This is a genomic window from Pararhizobium sp. (genome assembly GCF_965279435.1).
Taxonomy (GTDB): Bacteria; Pseudomonadota; Alphaproteobacteria; order Rhizobiales; family Rhizobiaceae; genus Pararhizobium.
Map to the genome: position 1 here is coordinate 371,490 of NZ_CBDIHY010000003.1, position 13,335 is coordinate 384,824.

The 13,335-nt window shown below is 59.4% G+C and carries 17 protein-coding genes and 1 pseudogene; 10 read left to right on the plus strand and 8 right to left on the minus strand.

What is annotated here, in order from left to right; translation table 11 throughout:
- Window positions 1-70: 70 nt before the first annotated feature.
- Window positions 71-487 carry a type II toxin-antitoxin system VapC family toxin gene (locus ACQY8Q_RS07395; RefSeq protein WP_428429698.1) on the plus strand — a complete coding sequence of 139 codons (417 nt, stop codon included), beginning with the start codon at window positions 71-73 and terminating at the stop codon, window positions 485-487.
- Between the two features lie 49 nt (window positions 488-536).
- On the opposite strand, the gene ACQY8Q_RS07400 is transcribed toward ACQY8Q_RS07395, so the two are convergent.
- Window positions 537-1,058 (minus strand): winged helix-turn-helix transcriptional regulator, encoded by a 522-nt coding sequence (locus ACQY8Q_RS07400; RefSeq protein ID WP_428426020.1) that lies wholly within the window; start codon window positions 1,056-1,058, stop codon window positions 537-539.
- A gap of 90 nt (window positions 1,059-1,148) precedes the next feature.
- Between ACQY8Q_RS07400 and ACQY8Q_RS07405 the strand changes: the two genes are divergently transcribed.
- A complete protein-coding gene (locus ACQY8Q_RS07405; protein ID WP_428426021.1) occupies window positions 1,149-1,808 on the plus strand; it encodes a glutathione S-transferase family protein in 660 nt (219 codons plus the stop codon).
- A gap of 169 nt (window positions 1,809-1,977) precedes the next feature.
- Here ACQY8Q_RS07405 and ACQY8Q_RS07410 read toward each other — a convergent pair whose 3' ends face one another.
- The 3 genes from ACQY8Q_RS07410 to ACQY8Q_RS07420 all read right to left on the minus strand — a co-directional run bounded on the left by ACQY8Q_RS07410 (window position 1,978) and on the right by ACQY8Q_RS07420 (window position 5,777).
- The gene (locus ACQY8Q_RS07410) at window positions 1,978-3,306 is read right to left on the minus strand and encodes a sensor histidine kinase (RefSeq protein WP_428429699.1); all 1,329 of its coding nucleotides are present in this window, start codon (window positions 3,304-3,306) and stop codon (window positions 1,978-1,980) included.
- 26 nt (window positions 3,307-3,332) lie between these two features.
- Window positions 3,333-3,995 carry a response regulator transcription factor gene (locus ACQY8Q_RS07415; RefSeq protein ID WP_428426022.1) on the minus strand — a complete coding sequence of 221 codons (663 nt, stop codon included), beginning with the start codon at window positions 3,993-3,995 and terminating at the stop codon, window positions 3,333-3,335.
- A 144-nt stretch (window positions 3,996-4,139) separates the two neighbouring features.
- Entirely contained in the window at window positions 4,140-5,777 is a 1,638-nt protein-coding gene (locus tag ACQY8Q_RS07420; RefSeq protein WP_428426023.1) for a phosphoethanolamine transferase, read from the minus strand.
- Between the two features lie 239 nt (window positions 5,778-6,016).
- Here ACQY8Q_RS07420 and ACQY8Q_RS07425 point away from each other — a divergent pair, with 239 nt between their 5' ends.
- The 7 genes and pseudogenes from ACQY8Q_RS07425 (at window position 6,017) to ubiG (ending at window position 10,400) form a co-directional block, all read left to right on the plus strand.
- Window positions 6,017-6,178, plus strand: coding sequence for a hypothetical protein (locus ACQY8Q_RS07425; RefSeq protein WP_428426024.1), 162 nt, complete (start codon window positions 6,017-6,019; stop codon window positions 6,176-6,178).
- A 279-nt stretch (window positions 6,179-6,457) separates the two neighbouring features.
- Window positions 6,458-6,724, plus strand: a pseudogene (locus ACQY8Q_RS07430) (histidine kinase); the annotation flags it as partial.
- 108 nt (window positions 6,725-6,832) lie between these two features.
- Window positions 6,833-7,366, plus strand: coding sequence for a sensor histidine kinase (locus tag ACQY8Q_RS07435; RefSeq protein ID WP_428429700.1), 534 nt, complete (start codon window positions 6,833-6,835; stop codon window positions 7,364-7,366).
- Window positions 7,367-7,443: 77 nt separating this feature from the next.
- Entirely contained in the window at window positions 7,444-7,752 is a 309-nt protein-coding gene (locus ACQY8Q_RS07440; RefSeq protein ID WP_428426025.1) for a hypothetical protein, read from the plus strand.
- Window positions 7,753-7,927: 175 nt separating this feature from the next.
- Entirely contained in the window at window positions 7,928-8,698 is a 771-nt protein-coding gene (locus tag ACQY8Q_RS07445; RefSeq protein WP_428426026.1) for an SDR family oxidoreductase, read from the plus strand.
- A 514-nt stretch (window positions 8,699-9,212) separates the two neighbouring features.
- Window positions 9,213-9,599: a hypothetical protein gene (locus ACQY8Q_RS07450; protein WP_428426027.1), complete on the plus strand. Its 387-nt coding sequence runs from the start codon at window positions 9,213-9,215 to the stop codon at window positions 9,597-9,599.
- A gap of 54 nt (window positions 9,600-9,653) precedes the next feature.
- Entirely contained in the window at window positions 9,654-10,400 is a 747-nt protein-coding gene (ubiG, locus tag ACQY8Q_RS07455; RefSeq protein ID WP_428426028.1) for a bifunctional 2-polyprenyl-6-hydroxyphenol methylase/3-demethylubiquinol 3-O-methyltransferase UbiG, read from the plus strand.
- Window positions 10,401-10,460: 60 nt separating this feature from the next.
- On the opposite strand, the gene ACQY8Q_RS07460 is transcribed toward ubiG, so the two are convergent.
- The 3 genes from ACQY8Q_RS07460 to ACQY8Q_RS07470 form a co-directional block, all read right to left on the minus strand.
- Window positions 10,461-11,027, minus strand: coding sequence for a GNAT family N-acetyltransferase (locus ACQY8Q_RS07460; RefSeq protein WP_428426029.1), 567 nt, complete (start codon window positions 11,025-11,027; stop codon window positions 10,461-10,463).
- Between the two features lie 275 nt (window positions 11,028-11,302).
- Window positions 11,303-11,617 (minus strand): type II toxin-antitoxin system RelE/ParE family toxin, encoded by a 315-nt coding sequence (locus ACQY8Q_RS07465; RefSeq protein ID WP_428426030.1) that lies wholly within the window; start codon window positions 11,615-11,617, stop codon window positions 11,303-11,305.
- Entirely contained in the window at window positions 11,607-11,888 is a 282-nt protein-coding gene (locus ACQY8Q_RS07470) for a ribbon-helix-helix domain-containing protein (protein WP_428426031.1), read from the minus strand. Before ACQY8Q_RS07470 ends, ACQY8Q_RS07465 begins: the two co-directional genes overlap by 11 nt.
- A 476-nt stretch (window positions 11,889-12,364) precedes the next feature.
- On the opposite strand from ACQY8Q_RS07470, the gene ACQY8Q_RS07475 reads away from it, so the two are divergent.
- Window positions 12,365-12,715, plus strand: a complete 351-nt coding sequence (locus ACQY8Q_RS07475; RefSeq protein ID WP_428426032.1) for a hypothetical protein — start codon at window positions 12,365-12,367, stop codon at window positions 12,713-12,715.
- Window positions 12,716-12,750: 35 nt separating this feature from the next.
- Here the strand turns inward: ACQY8Q_RS07475 and ACQY8Q_RS07480 are convergent, their stop codons facing one another.
- Complete coding sequence (locus ACQY8Q_RS07480) at window positions 12,751-13,335, minus strand: DUF3291 domain-containing protein (RefSeq protein ID WP_428426033.1); 585 nt, start codon at window positions 13,333-13,335, stop codon at window positions 12,751-12,753.

Sequence of the window (13,335 nt, forward strand, 5' to 3'; positions counted from 1 at the left end):
CCTCACCAAGCCCATCGCAAAGCAGGCGCTTAGAGACACTCGCAAACCGAAAGCCAAGTAATTGGCAGGAGTGGTCCTTGATACGCACGCTCTATTATGGTTGGTGACACAGCCGGAAACGCTCCACGAAGACGCCTTAGTAGCGATAGCCGCCGCTCAAGAGACCGGCAAGCTTTTTGTTTCACCTATTACGGCCTGGGAACTGGCCATAGCTGTCAATAAGAGAGCAAATGCCCCGAACATCGGCAACTTCACAGTAAAGGACTGGTTCAAAGCGGCAGTCGCAGCCACGTCCTCCAAGATTGTGCCTATAAGTCAAGCGGTAGCGCTTGAAGCGGCCAACATGATTACAACGACTGCTCACAAAGACCCTGGAGACTGCTACATTATAGCAACCGCCAGATATAAAAAAGTCCCGGTTGTGAGCCGGGACGGAATAATGAGTCAGATAGCTGAAACAGGTTACATTGAAGTTGTCGGCTGCTGAACCGCCGCGCAGCGGCAATCCTTGCCACTCTTAAAACGGGAGTGGGCATTTACGACGATGTTGTATCGGCATAACCCGCCCCCACATTCTTCGCCACCACCGCCAGATACGCCGCCTGCAGTTCCGCAAACACCGACCGCTGCGGCACCGGCGCATCCAGATGCAGTGCCCGCAATTCCTCCATGAATGCAGCCCACATGTCAGGCCCGCCCTCTTCCAGCAATTCGGCGCGGATCGACAGTTCTTCGGACACCCGCGTGTGCCGCCTGCCCCAGGCACCCATTTGCGCCAGAAGCGGCACCAGCTGGATCGAGGGTTCGGTCAGGCTATAGATGCCCTTCTGCTTGTGGCTCGGATCGTCACGGCGCGAGAGCAGCCCGCTTTCGGTCAGCCGCTTCAACCGGTCGGCCAGGATATTCGAGGCGATCCCCTCTTCCGAGTGGGTCAAAAGTTCGCGAAAATGCCGCCGGTTGCCGAACATCAGATCGCGGATGATGATCAGGCTCCAGCGATCGCCCAGCATTTCCAGTGTAAGATTGATCGGACATCCCGATCGCTGCACAGTGTCCACATCGCGCCCCTTGTCGAAACCGCTTGCAACATAGGACCAGTTATTTTACAAAACAACCAGTTGCAGATTGAAATCAGTTTGGAGGATATGATGAAACCGCAGCTCTTTGCCCACCCTTTCTCGTCCTACTGCCAGAAAGTGCTGGTGGCGATCTATGAGAACGGTACCGATTTCGACTACCGCATGCTCAGCCCCGAGGAGGCAGGCACCGTCGAGGAATGGCAGTCGATCTGGCCGATCAAGCGCTTTCCGGTGCTGAAAGACGGTGAAAACGCGGTGATGGAAGCAACCATCATCATCGAATACCTGATGCTGAACTATCCTGGCAGCGCCCGCCTGATCCCCGATGATCCGCAGGCGGCACTGCGCACCCGGATGATGGACCGGTTCTTCGACAATTACGTCATGACGCCAATGCAGAAGGTGGTGTTCAACCAGATCCGCCCGGAGGCCGATCGTGATCCCTACGGCGTCACCGAGGCCAGGGCGATGCTGGATGATGCCTATGGCTGGCTCGACGGCGTCGTCGAAAAGACCGAATGGGCGGCCGGCGACACGTTCAGCCTTGCCGATTGCGCCGCCTGCCCCTCGCTGTTCTATGCCGACTGGGTGCATCCGATCGCCGAGCGGTTCGCAAATGTGCGCGCCTACCGCGCCCGCCTTCTCGCCCGCCCCTCCTTCGCCCGCGCCGTCGACGAAGGCCGCCCCTACCGGTCGTTCTTTCCGCTCGGTGCACCAGACAGGGATTGAGGGAGCCGCTTTTTCTCTTCTCCCCAGTGGGGAGAAGTGCCGAGCGCACGCGAGGCGATGAGGGGGTCTTTCCGCAAATTCGGAGCGTCCCGCCCCCTCATCCGGCCCTTTGGGCCACCTTCTCCCCGCTGGGGAGAAGAGGAACAGCCCGCGTCATTCCGCCGCCGCGCTACGCAGCATCCTCGGTCTTGAACCGTAACACCACCTCAAACCCGTCCGCCCGGCCACGGGCCGGGGAACGCACTTCGAAACCGGCATTCATCTGCTGCAGCAACCGCTCGGCGATCGACAGGCCAAGCCCCGAGCCCGGCGATGTCGTTGCTCCGCGCCCGAAACGTTTGCGGACCGCCGCCAGCTCGTCCGGCAAAAGAGCCGCAGCGCCATTGACGATGCGGACAACACCGTCGGCCTCCAGCCGAATGGTCACCGGTTCGTCCTCGTCGCCATGCAAGAGGGCGTTCTCGATCAGGTTGCGCAACACGATCGCAAAGGCGTCTTCGCTGTAGTGTCCCTTCAGCGCCGCCCCCGGTTCGCGGGTGAGATGCAACCGCCCCGCGCCCGGATCGCTGCGCTCGAAATCGGTCACCACCAGCTCCAAGACACGCGCCAGATCGACGGTGACGGTACCCGCGCCGATGCCGGCTTCGGCCCGCGCCAGCTGCAACAGCTTTTCGGTCGTATGGCCAAGATTGGCGAGCGACAGTTCGATCTGCTGGGCCCGCCGCTTGCGTGGCCCCTCCAGCTCGGCAATCAGCATCTGCGTCTGTGCCAGCGCGCCGGCGATTGGCGTTCTCAGCTCATGCGCGCTGTTGGCGGTAAACTCGCGCTCCGCATCGAAAGCCGCATGCAGCCGGTTCAGGAGCCGGTTGACGGAGCTGGCAATCGGCCGCAGTTCGCGCGGCAGCATGCTGGATGGCACCGGCGCCAAGTTGCCGCCGTCCTTTTCCTCGATGGCTTCGCGCAGGTCATCGACCGGGGCAAGCGCCCGGCGCACGATCAGCCAGATCAGCAGAATGCTGACCGGGATCAGTACCAGCACCGGCAGGAAAAGCGCCATGCTGCCTTCCATCACCGCCTCGGTGCGATTGTCCATGGCGTCGGCAACCTGCACGAAAGTCATGCCGTCGGCCGCCCTTGCCGTATAGAAATGATAGGTGCCGTTTTCCCAGAAACCGCGCTTCAGCGGCACGTCGAACGGTTCCATCGGCGCGTCATGCGAGCGGATGAGGATTTTTCCGGTCGCATCGCGGACCTGATAGACCAGATATTCCTCGCCCAGATCGTCGGCTTCGCTTTGAAAATGCCGCGGCGACGGCGGCCCCTCGCGCCGCGCAAGGTCATCCAGCACCAGAGGCATCAGCCGCTCGGCCGTTTCCTGCAGAGAACCGTTGAAGAATTCGTCGAACTCATCCTTCATGACCGCAACGCCAAGGCCCGCCGCGATCAGCCAGAAAGCCACCGTCACGCCGGTGAGCCACAGGATCAACCGGCCGGTCATGCTGCGCGTGCGGGGTTTTTGCGGCGTCACGCCGGCGCTCCGATCTTGTAGCCGACACCGCGCACCGTCACGACATAATCCCGCCCGAGCTTCTTGCGCAGCCGGCTGACATAGACCTCCACCGTGTTGCTCTCGATCTCGGAGCCGAAGGCATAAAGCGCTTCCTCGATCTGCGCCTTGGAGATGATCGCGCCCGGCCGTGACAAGAGCGTGTCGAGCACCGCCCATTCGCGCCCTGAAAGCCCGACCTCCACGTCACCGGCAAACACCCGCCGGTCGACCGCGCTGATTTTCAGCTCACCGAAGCGGATCACCGGCGAAATATTGCCGCCATAACGGCGGATGACGGCAAGCATGCGCGCCGACAATTCGCCGAGATCGAACGGCTTGACGAGATAGTCGTCGGCGCCGCTGTTCAGCCCTTCGATCCGGTCGGAAATCTGGTCGTGCGCAGTCAGGATGATCACCGGCGTCGCGTTTCCGCTTGCCCGCAATTCTTTCAGAAGGGAGATACCGCTGCCATCCGGCAGGCGCAGATCCAGCAGAATCAAACCATAGGAGACCGTGCGCAGCGACATCCGTGCATCGTCCAGCGTCTTCATCCAGTCGATGGCATGATCGGCGGCGGCGATATGATCGCGAACGGCCTCTCCCAGTATCTCATTGTCCTCGACAAGCAGAACACGCAAGCCGCTGGTCCTTTTATCGGTCAGCTCCACCGGCATTCTTATTTCCTCTTTAAACTGCGCCGTCAAATGGCTTTGAAGCCAATGCGATAGGCCCGCGTCCCTTGCAGGAGCAGGCCTATCCTGTCCAACCGTCCTGCTGGCCGCTTAGGACCCTGTGCGGGGCCTGCACGACGCCAAAGCGTCGAGCGCCGGCTCGTAAACCTTGGTCGAGACGTTCATCAGGCCAAGCACCGTGTGAAACAGGTTGTCATGCGAACGCGGATCATTCAGCGTGGCCTGCTGGCAGGCCTGGTCGATGCCGGCCTTGGTTTCCTTGCCGGTCCAAAGCACAAACGGGATCTGTGTCTGCTGTGACGGTGCGATGAAATACGGCGCGCCATGCAGGTAGAGCCCACGCTCACCGAGCGATTCGCCGTGGTCGGACATATAGATCATCGATCCCGCCATCTTGTCCTCGCGGGCCTTCAGCATGTCGATGACCGACGAGAGAATGTAGTCGGTGTAGAGCAGCGAATTGTCATAGGCGTTGACGACCTCCTGACGCGAGCAGCTGCCAAGCTCGGCGGTTCGGCAATCCGGGGTAAAGCGGCGGAATTTTTCCGGGTAGCGCAGGTAATAGGCCGGCCCGTGGCTGCCCTGCTGGTGGATGACCAGCACGCTGTCGCCCTTGACGCCATCGAGCCAGGCGCCCAGCCCGTCCAGGGCGACGTCGTCGATGCACTCGTTGTTCTTGCAGAACCGTGGATCGTTGATGTCGGAAAACGAGGTATAGGCGATGCGATCGGCAATGCCCTTGCTGCCCGTATTGTTCTCCCACCATTCCGTCTTGATGCCGGCACGGCTGAGCACATCGACCAGGTTCTCCGTCGAAAGCCCCTTGCGGTGGGTATAGTTCGCACGGGTATAGACCGAGAACATGCAGGGCAGAGAGACCGCCGTCGCCGTGCCGCAGCTCGACGTGTTGGTAAAGTATTGAATATCCTGCCGGGCAAGCAGCGGGTTGGTTTCCCGGTCATAGCCGCCCAGCGAAAAATTCTCCGCCCGCGCCGTTTCTCCGGCAACGACGATGGTGACGCGCGGCTTTCCGGATTGCATCGGGGCAATCACCCGCGCATCGGTGCCGATCGGCTGAACGACGATGTTCTTTTCCGCCCCCGTCGCCACGACATAGCGCACGGCATTGAAGATCGGCGCGGCCGGGTTCAACGTGGCCACGAGATCACGATGCTGCCGCAGCGTCGCTGCAAATGTCCTTATATTGGCAATGCCGACCGATGTGAAAACGGCAAGCAGGCACAGGATCAATACAATATTGTGCTTGAACTTCTGCGGGAACGGCCGGTGCTTGATGCGCACCAGCACGATCAGCAACGACGGCACGATCCCGAACAGGAACATATGGGTGAGGAAGCCCGAGGTCAGCAGATGGCCGGCCTCCGAGTTGGTCGTCTGCGCGGCATTGCGGATCATGTCGACGTCGATGATGGTGCCGAACGTATCCATGAAGCGTGCGCTGGCCGCAGCAATCATGATCAGCAGGATGAAAAACGGCTTTGTCAGATACTTCACCGAAGCCGTGACACAGATCGCTGCAAACAACGAAAACAGCCCGATACCGAGCAAGAGCAGCGCGGTGCTCGGGGCACCGAGATACTCCACGGCCTTCGACCAGAACGTCATGTTGGTGACGAAAACGAGATAGAATGCCACGATCAGGCTCAGCGTGACGCTGCCGATAACCGGGCGCAGTGTGCGTGGCGTGGCGATTGGTAGGCTTTCCACCGACAAAGAACTCTCCTGCAGCATATCAAAGCGAAGGATACGCCCGCAAAACGTCCCGGCGCTGTCCAAACCGCAATGACGGTCCGTTCGCCGGGCGCACGGATGCAGCCGTCTCCAGGGCGGGACATCTGGTCCGGTTTTCTGACAGGAACCTGAACGTGCAGCAGAACAGAAGACCCTCGTTCAGGCTGCTGTCAGCATATACAGGCACGTTTGCGCACGACACCGGAGATTGCTGTTTGAAAGCGCGTCGAATTCCTCTTGGATTGCTCTACATCGCCACCCTTGTTCTGGTGATCGTTTTGATCCCGCTGATCCAGTTTTCCGGATCGCAATCCTCGGCGCTGGCACACCGCCTGTCCTCGGCAACGACGCTTCGCATGGACAAGATAAACCCCTAGGGTATCCGCCACCCCTTACCGACGACTGTCTTTCGTGCAGGAAAAGGGTGGCGGCTTACTTCGTCGAATATCGCCAAAAATGACGCTTCAAAACCCTTTTCAAAACGGAGTTGTGCCCTAGTATTTCTGTCGAAATCCAACTTAAGCACCCCAAGGTCGACGCGATTAAGCAGCACATCGACCTGAAATTGCTCAGGAAGATAAACAGAGATGATGCTGGAAGACCTTTATCGATTGTTGAAAAGCGGACACGTCCAGGCACAGGGCGTCGTCGATACGATGACGCAGCCCATCGTGGTTCTGGATCAGAATTTCTCCGTGAGCACCGCGAACAACGCCTTCATCAGGACATTCAAAGTCAATCGCGACGATATCCTCGGCGAGAGCTTCTTCAGACTCGGTGACGGCCAGTGGAACATTGCCGAGCTGAAAAATCTGATAGCATCGGTCATCCCGAAAGCCGCAGCCGTGATCGGCTTCGAGGTGAAGCACGACTTTCCAACCATCGGGCCGCGAACCTTTCTGGTCGATGCCCGCCGCCTCATCCACCCGAATGATAACGGCACGAATATCCTCGTCCTCTTCGATGACGTGACAGACCGTCAGCACCACGATGCCGAGATGGAGTTCATTGTCTCGGAAACGCGGCATCGGATGAACAATCTTTTTGCCGTGGTCCGTTCAGTCGCAATGCAGACCAGCGTCGAAGACCGCACGGCGGCCGAGTATCGCGAAACGCTGCTCGGCCGCCTGGCAACGACCTTTCGTGCGCAGGAAATCGCCGCGACCAATGACGCCGCCGATTTTGAAGACATCCTGCGACTGGCTGTCGGCGAGCTGGGAGGAACCCGCCTCCTCTGTGAGGGTCCGGCTATCGAACTCGAAAGCCCGAAGGTGCTCTCGGTCAGCCTGATTTTCCATGAACTGACCACCAATGCCGCAAAATACGGTGCCTTTTCCACACCCGAAGGGCAAGTCCACGTCACATGGACGCTGGATACAGCGTCGCGGGATCGGCCATATCTGAGTTGCGAATGGCGCGAAGAAAACGGCCCTCCCGTCAAACTGCCAGAACGGAAGGGCTATGGCACCAAATTAATGAAGGGAACCTCGGCTCAACTGGGTGGCGAGGTGGAACTTATCTATGCCCCCGGCGGTTTAACCGCCGTCCTCAAGATACCGGTGTGATGATAATGCGCAATCCTATGGGAGATCTCGAACATAGGACCTGCGTTCTTATCGTTGAGGATGAGGTTTTTTTGGCCATGGAACTTGAATCCGCCTTGATCGAAGGCGGCTTCCGCGTTCTGGGTCCGGCGGCCTCGGTCAAGGATGCGCTTGAACTTCTCGGCGGCGAATGCCCCGACGCCGCTGTTCTCGATTTCAATCTCGGTAGGGAAAAAGTCACCCCTGTCGCCCTGCAATTGAAATCTCTGGGCGTGCCCTTTGTGCTTGCTAGTGCCAGCAGTGCTGCCGAATTGGCACGCTATGCTGTGCTTGAGAATATCGCCAATCTCGGCAAACCAACGGATTTGATGCGCCTCGTGGCCGCCGTCCGTGCGCTCCACGCCTGAGCTTTACCAACGCGCATGCCCGTCGATGGCGCCGCCACAATCAACCGGGTGTAAAAAACTATCCCCGCTCGCCGCCACCCTGGCGAGCGAACACGAAAACGCTGCGCAGGAAACGGGTGGCCGCACCCTGCCCCTTGCTGCGATTGAAGCTCCGCAATCAAGAGGAGTTTCAATCATGACCACGCTTTCCAACAAGGTCGCCATCATCACCGGTGCCAGTTCCGGCATCGGCCGGGCAACGGCAAAACTGTTTGCCCGCGAAGGTGCAAGCCTTGTCCTGTCCGGCCGCCGCCGCGCCGCGCTCGACGAACTCGTCGCAGAGATCGAGGCCGAAGGCGGCAAGGCTGTCGCCATCGACGGCGACGTCCGCGACGAGGCCCATGCCCGTGCCCTGGTCGAAGCTGCCACGGAAAAATTCGGCGGTCTCGATATAGCCTTCAACAATGCCGGCACCACCGGGAAAATGGCTGCGATCGCCGACCTCTCGACCTCCGGCTGGCAGGACACCATCGACACCAACCTCACCAGCGCCTTCTTCGGCGCCAAATATCAGGTCCCCGCCATGGCAGCGCGAGGTGCCGGCTCTTTGATCTTCACCTCCAGCTTCGTTGGGCATACCGCAGGCATGCCGAACACCAGCGCCTATGCCGCTGCAAAAGCTGGATTGATCGGCCTGACACAGAGCCTTGCCTCAGAGCTTGGACCAAAAGGCATCCGCGTCAACGCGATCCTGCCCGGCGGCACCGATACGCCGATGAGCTTTATCAATGCGCCCGGTGCCGGACCGGAGGTTCTCGCCTTCGTCGAAGGCCTGCATGCCCTGAAACGCATGGCCAAACCGGAAGAAATTGCCCGCTCCGTCCTTTACCTCGCCTCGGATGCGTCCAGCTTCACAACCGGCACCGCCATGCTTGTCGACGGCGGCGTCTCGATCAACCGGACGTAAAAAAAATTATCCCCGCAAATCCCCGCCCCCAAAAACCGTGGCACAATCATCTCGTCCTGCCATCGGATACACCGGAAAGCGTTGCCGGCGAGGTGGGGCCGGTGCCTTCGGTCTGTGTTTGAAACGCAGGCGCGGCTGTTGGGGCCTGCAGAAAGTGGTTTCCCTCCCGTCTGAAAAATGGCGGGGCGTGCCTGTGAGGCACACATGAGGACCGGCGACGGGTGTGTCGAGAGACAGGCCGTTCGTGGCGAGACGGCGAACAGCCGTAAGCGCCGCCCCGTATCAAAAGGGTGCCGTCATCCCCGCAGAGAAATCGAAGTTGCAGGTAAAAACCACCGAGACGGGGCACATCGCGTGTCATTTACTACCAAACACTTCGGCACACGATGTGCCCCGGCCGATCCTGCCGGCGCCCCGGCGCAAAAAGATCACCGCAACGGCATGCCACGGGCGAAACACGCCGCGTGAATGCGAACGCCTGTCTTGTCTGATCCCGTAGCCAAAGGAACATCCCATGCCAAAACCGGATCTTTCCGAATATGAAAAACGCGTGTCCGCCGATCACGAACGCCAATGCCGCACCACCTTGACCATTCACAGCGCATGGCGCGTTTGCCCAATCCGCAAATGCCGCCGCGATAACGCCTGCAGCGGGGAAATGCTCGCCTCTGCGCACCAGGAGCGCAAAATCCGCGCCCAGCGCGAAACCGGCCTGTCCGGCAACGCCTGCGCAAAACTGCCACGCTGCATGGCAACAGCCAGCGCCGCAGCTTTCGAGACATTTGCGGAATGCCTCGATGATCTTCAAAGAGACATGATTGCCTATCCGGATGAAGACCTGCCGAAATTCGATCGTTGCCTGAAAGGCCGTCAACCACAGCGCGACACTGCCAACCCTTGACTTTCACGGCCGATCATCCGACTTCACAAGGGTATGATCCAAGGAGTTCCGACCATGACCGAACAGCCCCGCAGCACCATCGACCAGACCGAAGTCGACCGGTTTTCCGCCATGGCCGCCGAGTGGTGGGATCCGAAGGGCAAGTTCCGGCCGCTGCACAAATTCAATCCGGTTCGCCTCACCTATATCCGCGACCGCGTCTCTGACAATTTCGGCCGCGAGGCCAAGGCGCTGCAACCGCTGAAAGGACTGCGGGTCCTTGATATCGGCTGCGGCGGCGGCCTGCTGTCCGAACCGATGGCCCGCATGGGCGCCGATGTGGTCGGCGCCGACGCCTCGGAAAAGAACATCATGATCGCCAAGACTCACGCAGCTGGCAGCGGCGTCGCGGTCGACTACCGCGCTGTCACGGCAGAATCGCTTGCCGAAGCCGGCGAGAGCTTCGATGTCGTGCTCAACATGGAGGTGGTCGAGCATGTTTCCGATGTCGAATTCTTCATGAGCACCTGCGCCTCGATGGTGCGCCCCGGCGGCCTGATGTTCGTCGCCACCATCAACCGCACGATGAAGGCAGCAGCGCTCGCCATCTTCGCCGCCGAAAATGTCCTGCGCTGGCTGCCGCGCGGCACCCATCAATATGAAAAACTGGTCCGCCCCGAAGAGCTGGAAAAGCCGATTACGGCAAGCGGCATGGAGGTGACGGAACGCACCGGCGTGTTCTTCAATCCGCTATCGAACCAGTGGAACCTGTCGAAGGACATGGACGTCAACTACATGATCGTCGCAAAGCGTCCTGCGTAAACACATATTCCCCTCCTCTCCCGCCATCGAGTTTGCGGGAGAGGCCATCTTAGCGGGTCTTCAAACGCCGCCCTGCCGCGCCATCCACTCATCCCTGAGCAGCGCATAGATGAACTCGTCGCCCCAGATGCCGTTGAACTGATCGTTCTGGATCAGATGGGCCTCGCGCCGCATCCCCAGCCGCTCGACGACCCCGACCGAACCGGCATTCGCAGCATCGAGCCGGGCAAAGGCACGGTGGAAATTCAGCCGCGAAAACGCAAACTCCAGAAGGGCTTGCATCGCCTCGGTGGCATAGCCGTTGCCCGCAAAGGCCGGATTGAAAATATAGCCGACCTCCACCTGCCGCTCGATCGCACTTTCAAGCTTCAGCACCACTTCGCCAACGACGGCACCGTCCTCACGGCGCTCGACGGCAAACACGGCGGCATCGCCGTCCGTGCGAAGCCGCGGCACGCTCGCCTTCGCAAACTTTTCGGTGGCTTCAACCTCATTAAGCGGATCGGCATAGAGATAACGATAGACCTCCGGCTGGCTGTGATAGGCCTGAAAGGCAGCAAGATCACCGGGCACGAACCGCCTGATCTCAAGGCGTCCGGTCGAAAAGCGAAGGTCGGAAAAATCCATCAGTCTCGAAACTCCATTCTGCATACGGCTCGCAGATGGGTATCAAGCCGCTGAATTAAAAGACTGCAGCAACCTTTCCTGCGATCGGGAAAACCCGACGCATGCCGAGTTGCCTCAATAAATCCGCACAGCATCATCCCCGCCCCTCGCCGCGATGCTAGACTGTAAAAGATCGAGCCAGCCGGGAGAAATCACGTCTTGGTTCGTTCCGTTCTTTGACATGTAAAGTCTTGCAGATAGCCGAACTCAATTCCGCCCGTCGGCTGTAAGAACGCTTATGAGAAGAGATTTTTCAGGTCGCGTCGGCCGTCGATGACGCGCACGATTTCCACCATTTTCACTGGGCCTTCGTCGTTATCGGGTATCGTCTCGTAGAGAATCACAAAAGGCGTCTCCACAAGCATTCGAGCAGCCGGACTAATCTCCGGATGGCGCATACCAAGGCGCGGCTGGTCGATCAGAAGGCTGGCTTTGTGTTGAAAACGCTCATAGAATCGCTCGGCTGCCTGTGGCTGCTCCTGGCCGATTTCCACGTAAATGCGGCGGATATCCGCCTGCGCCAGAGGCGACCAGACCAAATCAGCCGGCATGTTTCTGCGCGGCGCGGAGTTCTTGGCGGGCTTCCTCGCGCAGCTTGTCAAAGTCGACGGCAGTAGGCTTGCCGCTCGCCTTGCCCTCATTCCACAACTCTGTCAGCCTGCGTGTATCGGCTTGGCGGGCCTCCCATTTCGCAGACCAGTCACGCACAGCTTCACGGACAATTTCACTGGTTGTGGCATAGGCACCGGTTCCAACGGCATCGCGAAGCATCGCTGCTTGCTGCGTTGTCAGCGCAACGCTGACTTTCTCTACGTTGGACATCAGAGGTCTCCAAGCTTGAGTGGTAGTAAATATTACTACCGATTGTCGGCATTGCCAAGAAAATCCGATATCATCATCCCCTGCCCCGCCGCCCTGCTAGACTGCGATTATCGACCCGGGCGGTAATCGCATTTTGGGTCATTCTCTGCCTTGAAAATAGGAGTTTTCCTGCGAGCCCATGCTTATCCGTAAACGACCAATCGGCTCCCCACCCTCCGTCATCCTCACCCTTGTGGTGGGGATCCAGCAGCGCCGCGTCCGCGGCGCAAAAGCCCCTTTAACGCCACGACGTCGGGCGACTGGATACCGGCGAAGGGGCAGAGGTCAGACGATACCCTGCAGCCCTCTTGCCAGTTCACATCATCAGCCAGGGCCTTGGCCTCATAGGCGTCATTTGACCGAGCAACCCGCGTAAGCTTCCAGTATGCAAGAACACCGCCGATACAACGTATGGCAGTCCTCAGAAGGAGATCGCATTGATACGCTCGGCCATCATGATCATCAGTGCGCTTTGCTTCGCCCTATCCTTGCCGGCAAGTGCCGAAGCATTCACCAAGGAACAATGGAACCGGGCATATGGGCGTCTGAAAACGCGTCCTCTCTTGCGCCACGATCGCATCGCCTCCTGCATATCCACGTTTGACGATACAATTTCGCCCGATATGCGAAAAGAGATCGAGTCAATGAACACGGTTCCGGCTTCTGAGGTCATCGCCCATGTCTGCGCACTTTTCATCAATGCCGTGGCGGACGGCAGGTTGACCTACGAGCAATACAAGGATTGGACAAGCGACGGAACGGGCAACTGGATTAAGCGCCTTCAATAAACCCGCTCAACATCTTCCCGCCCCTCGCACTCGTGCTAAACTTTCAACGCCAACACATGCGCCAGCAGATCGGCCTGCCCTTCGGCATTTTCTTCCGCAATCCGCCGGACTTTTTCCCGGTCGATTGCATAGGCTTCGCCATCAGCGGTGAAGGGTTCTTTGAAGGTGAAGGCTCTGGCTGACACACCGTGATCGTGAAGATATTCCAGCCGCCCGGCACCATCCTGCCAGTCGGGAACGCTGTGCTCCCCCACCCACCACAGCACCAGCGGCGGCCAGCTGGGTTTGATATTCCAGTTGCGCCCGTGTTTCAGCGCATCGGCATGAACGCCATTATAAGAAAACGCCATCAGCGATTCGATATCGGCCCAGAGCGACAGCGACGACGGCGCGCTGTCGAAACCGCTGCCATCGATGAAACGTGGAAAAACCTGCCTGCCCCAGCTGCGTGGTCCAGGCACACCCCGATAACCGGAGCGGCCGATAAAACCGGACGCCCGCGATGCTGCCTCGAAATTGGCCGGTTCACGCGACACGAAACCCTCGACGCGGGGATCGCCTTCAGACCCGACATGCAGGCCGAAATTGTAGATGGCCAGACGGTACCCGCCGGTCGCCAT

What these genes read in the sequence shown, in the direction of transcription:
- ACQY8Q_RS07440 (WP_428426025.1), top strand. Translation starts at nt 7,444, where the DNA reads ATGGAACTTGAATCCGCCTTGATCGAAGGCGGCTTCCGCGTTCTGGGT.
- ACQY8Q_RS07480 (WP_428426033.1), bottom strand. Translation starts at nt 13,335, where the DNA reads ATGGCGACCGGCGGGTACCGTCTGGCCATCTACAATTTCGGCCTGCAT.
- ACQY8Q_RS07410 (WP_428429699.1), bottom strand. Translation starts at nt 3,306, where the DNA reads ATGACCGGCCGGTTGATCCTGTGGCTCACCGGCGTGACGGTGGCTTTC.
- ACQY8Q_RS07450 (WP_428426027.1), top strand. Translation starts at nt 9,213, where the DNA reads ATGCCAAAACCGGATCTTTCCGAATATGAAAAACGCGTGTCCGCCGAT.
- ubiG (WP_428426028.1), top strand. Translation starts at nt 9,654, where the DNA reads ATGACCGAACAGCCCCGCAGCACCATCGACCAGACCGAAGTCGACCGG.
- ACQY8Q_RS07405 (WP_428426021.1), top strand. Translation starts at nt 1,149, where the DNA reads ATGAAACCGCAGCTCTTTGCCCACCCTTTCTCGTCCTACTGCCAGAAA.
- ACQY8Q_RS07460 (WP_428426029.1), bottom strand. Translation starts at nt 11,027, where the DNA reads ATGGATTTTTCCGACCTTCGCTTTTCGACCGGACGCCTTGAGATCAGG.
- ACQY8Q_RS07470 (WP_428426031.1), bottom strand. Translation starts at nt 11,888, where the DNA reads ATGTCCAACGTAGAGAAAGTCAGCGTTGCGCTGACAACGCAGCAAGCA.
- ACQY8Q_RS07435 (WP_428429700.1), top strand. Translation starts at nt 6,833, where the DNA reads ATGAACAATCTTTTTGCCGTGGTCCGTTCAGTCGCAATGCAGACCAGC.
- ACQY8Q_RS07445 (WP_428426026.1), top strand. Translation starts at nt 7,928, where the DNA reads ATGACCACGCTTTCCAACAAGGTCGCCATCATCACCGGTGCCAGTTCC.
- ACQY8Q_RS07465 (WP_428426030.1), bottom strand. Translation starts at nt 11,617, where the DNA reads ATGCCGGCTGATTTGGTCTGGTCGCCTCTGGCGCAGGCGGATATCCGC.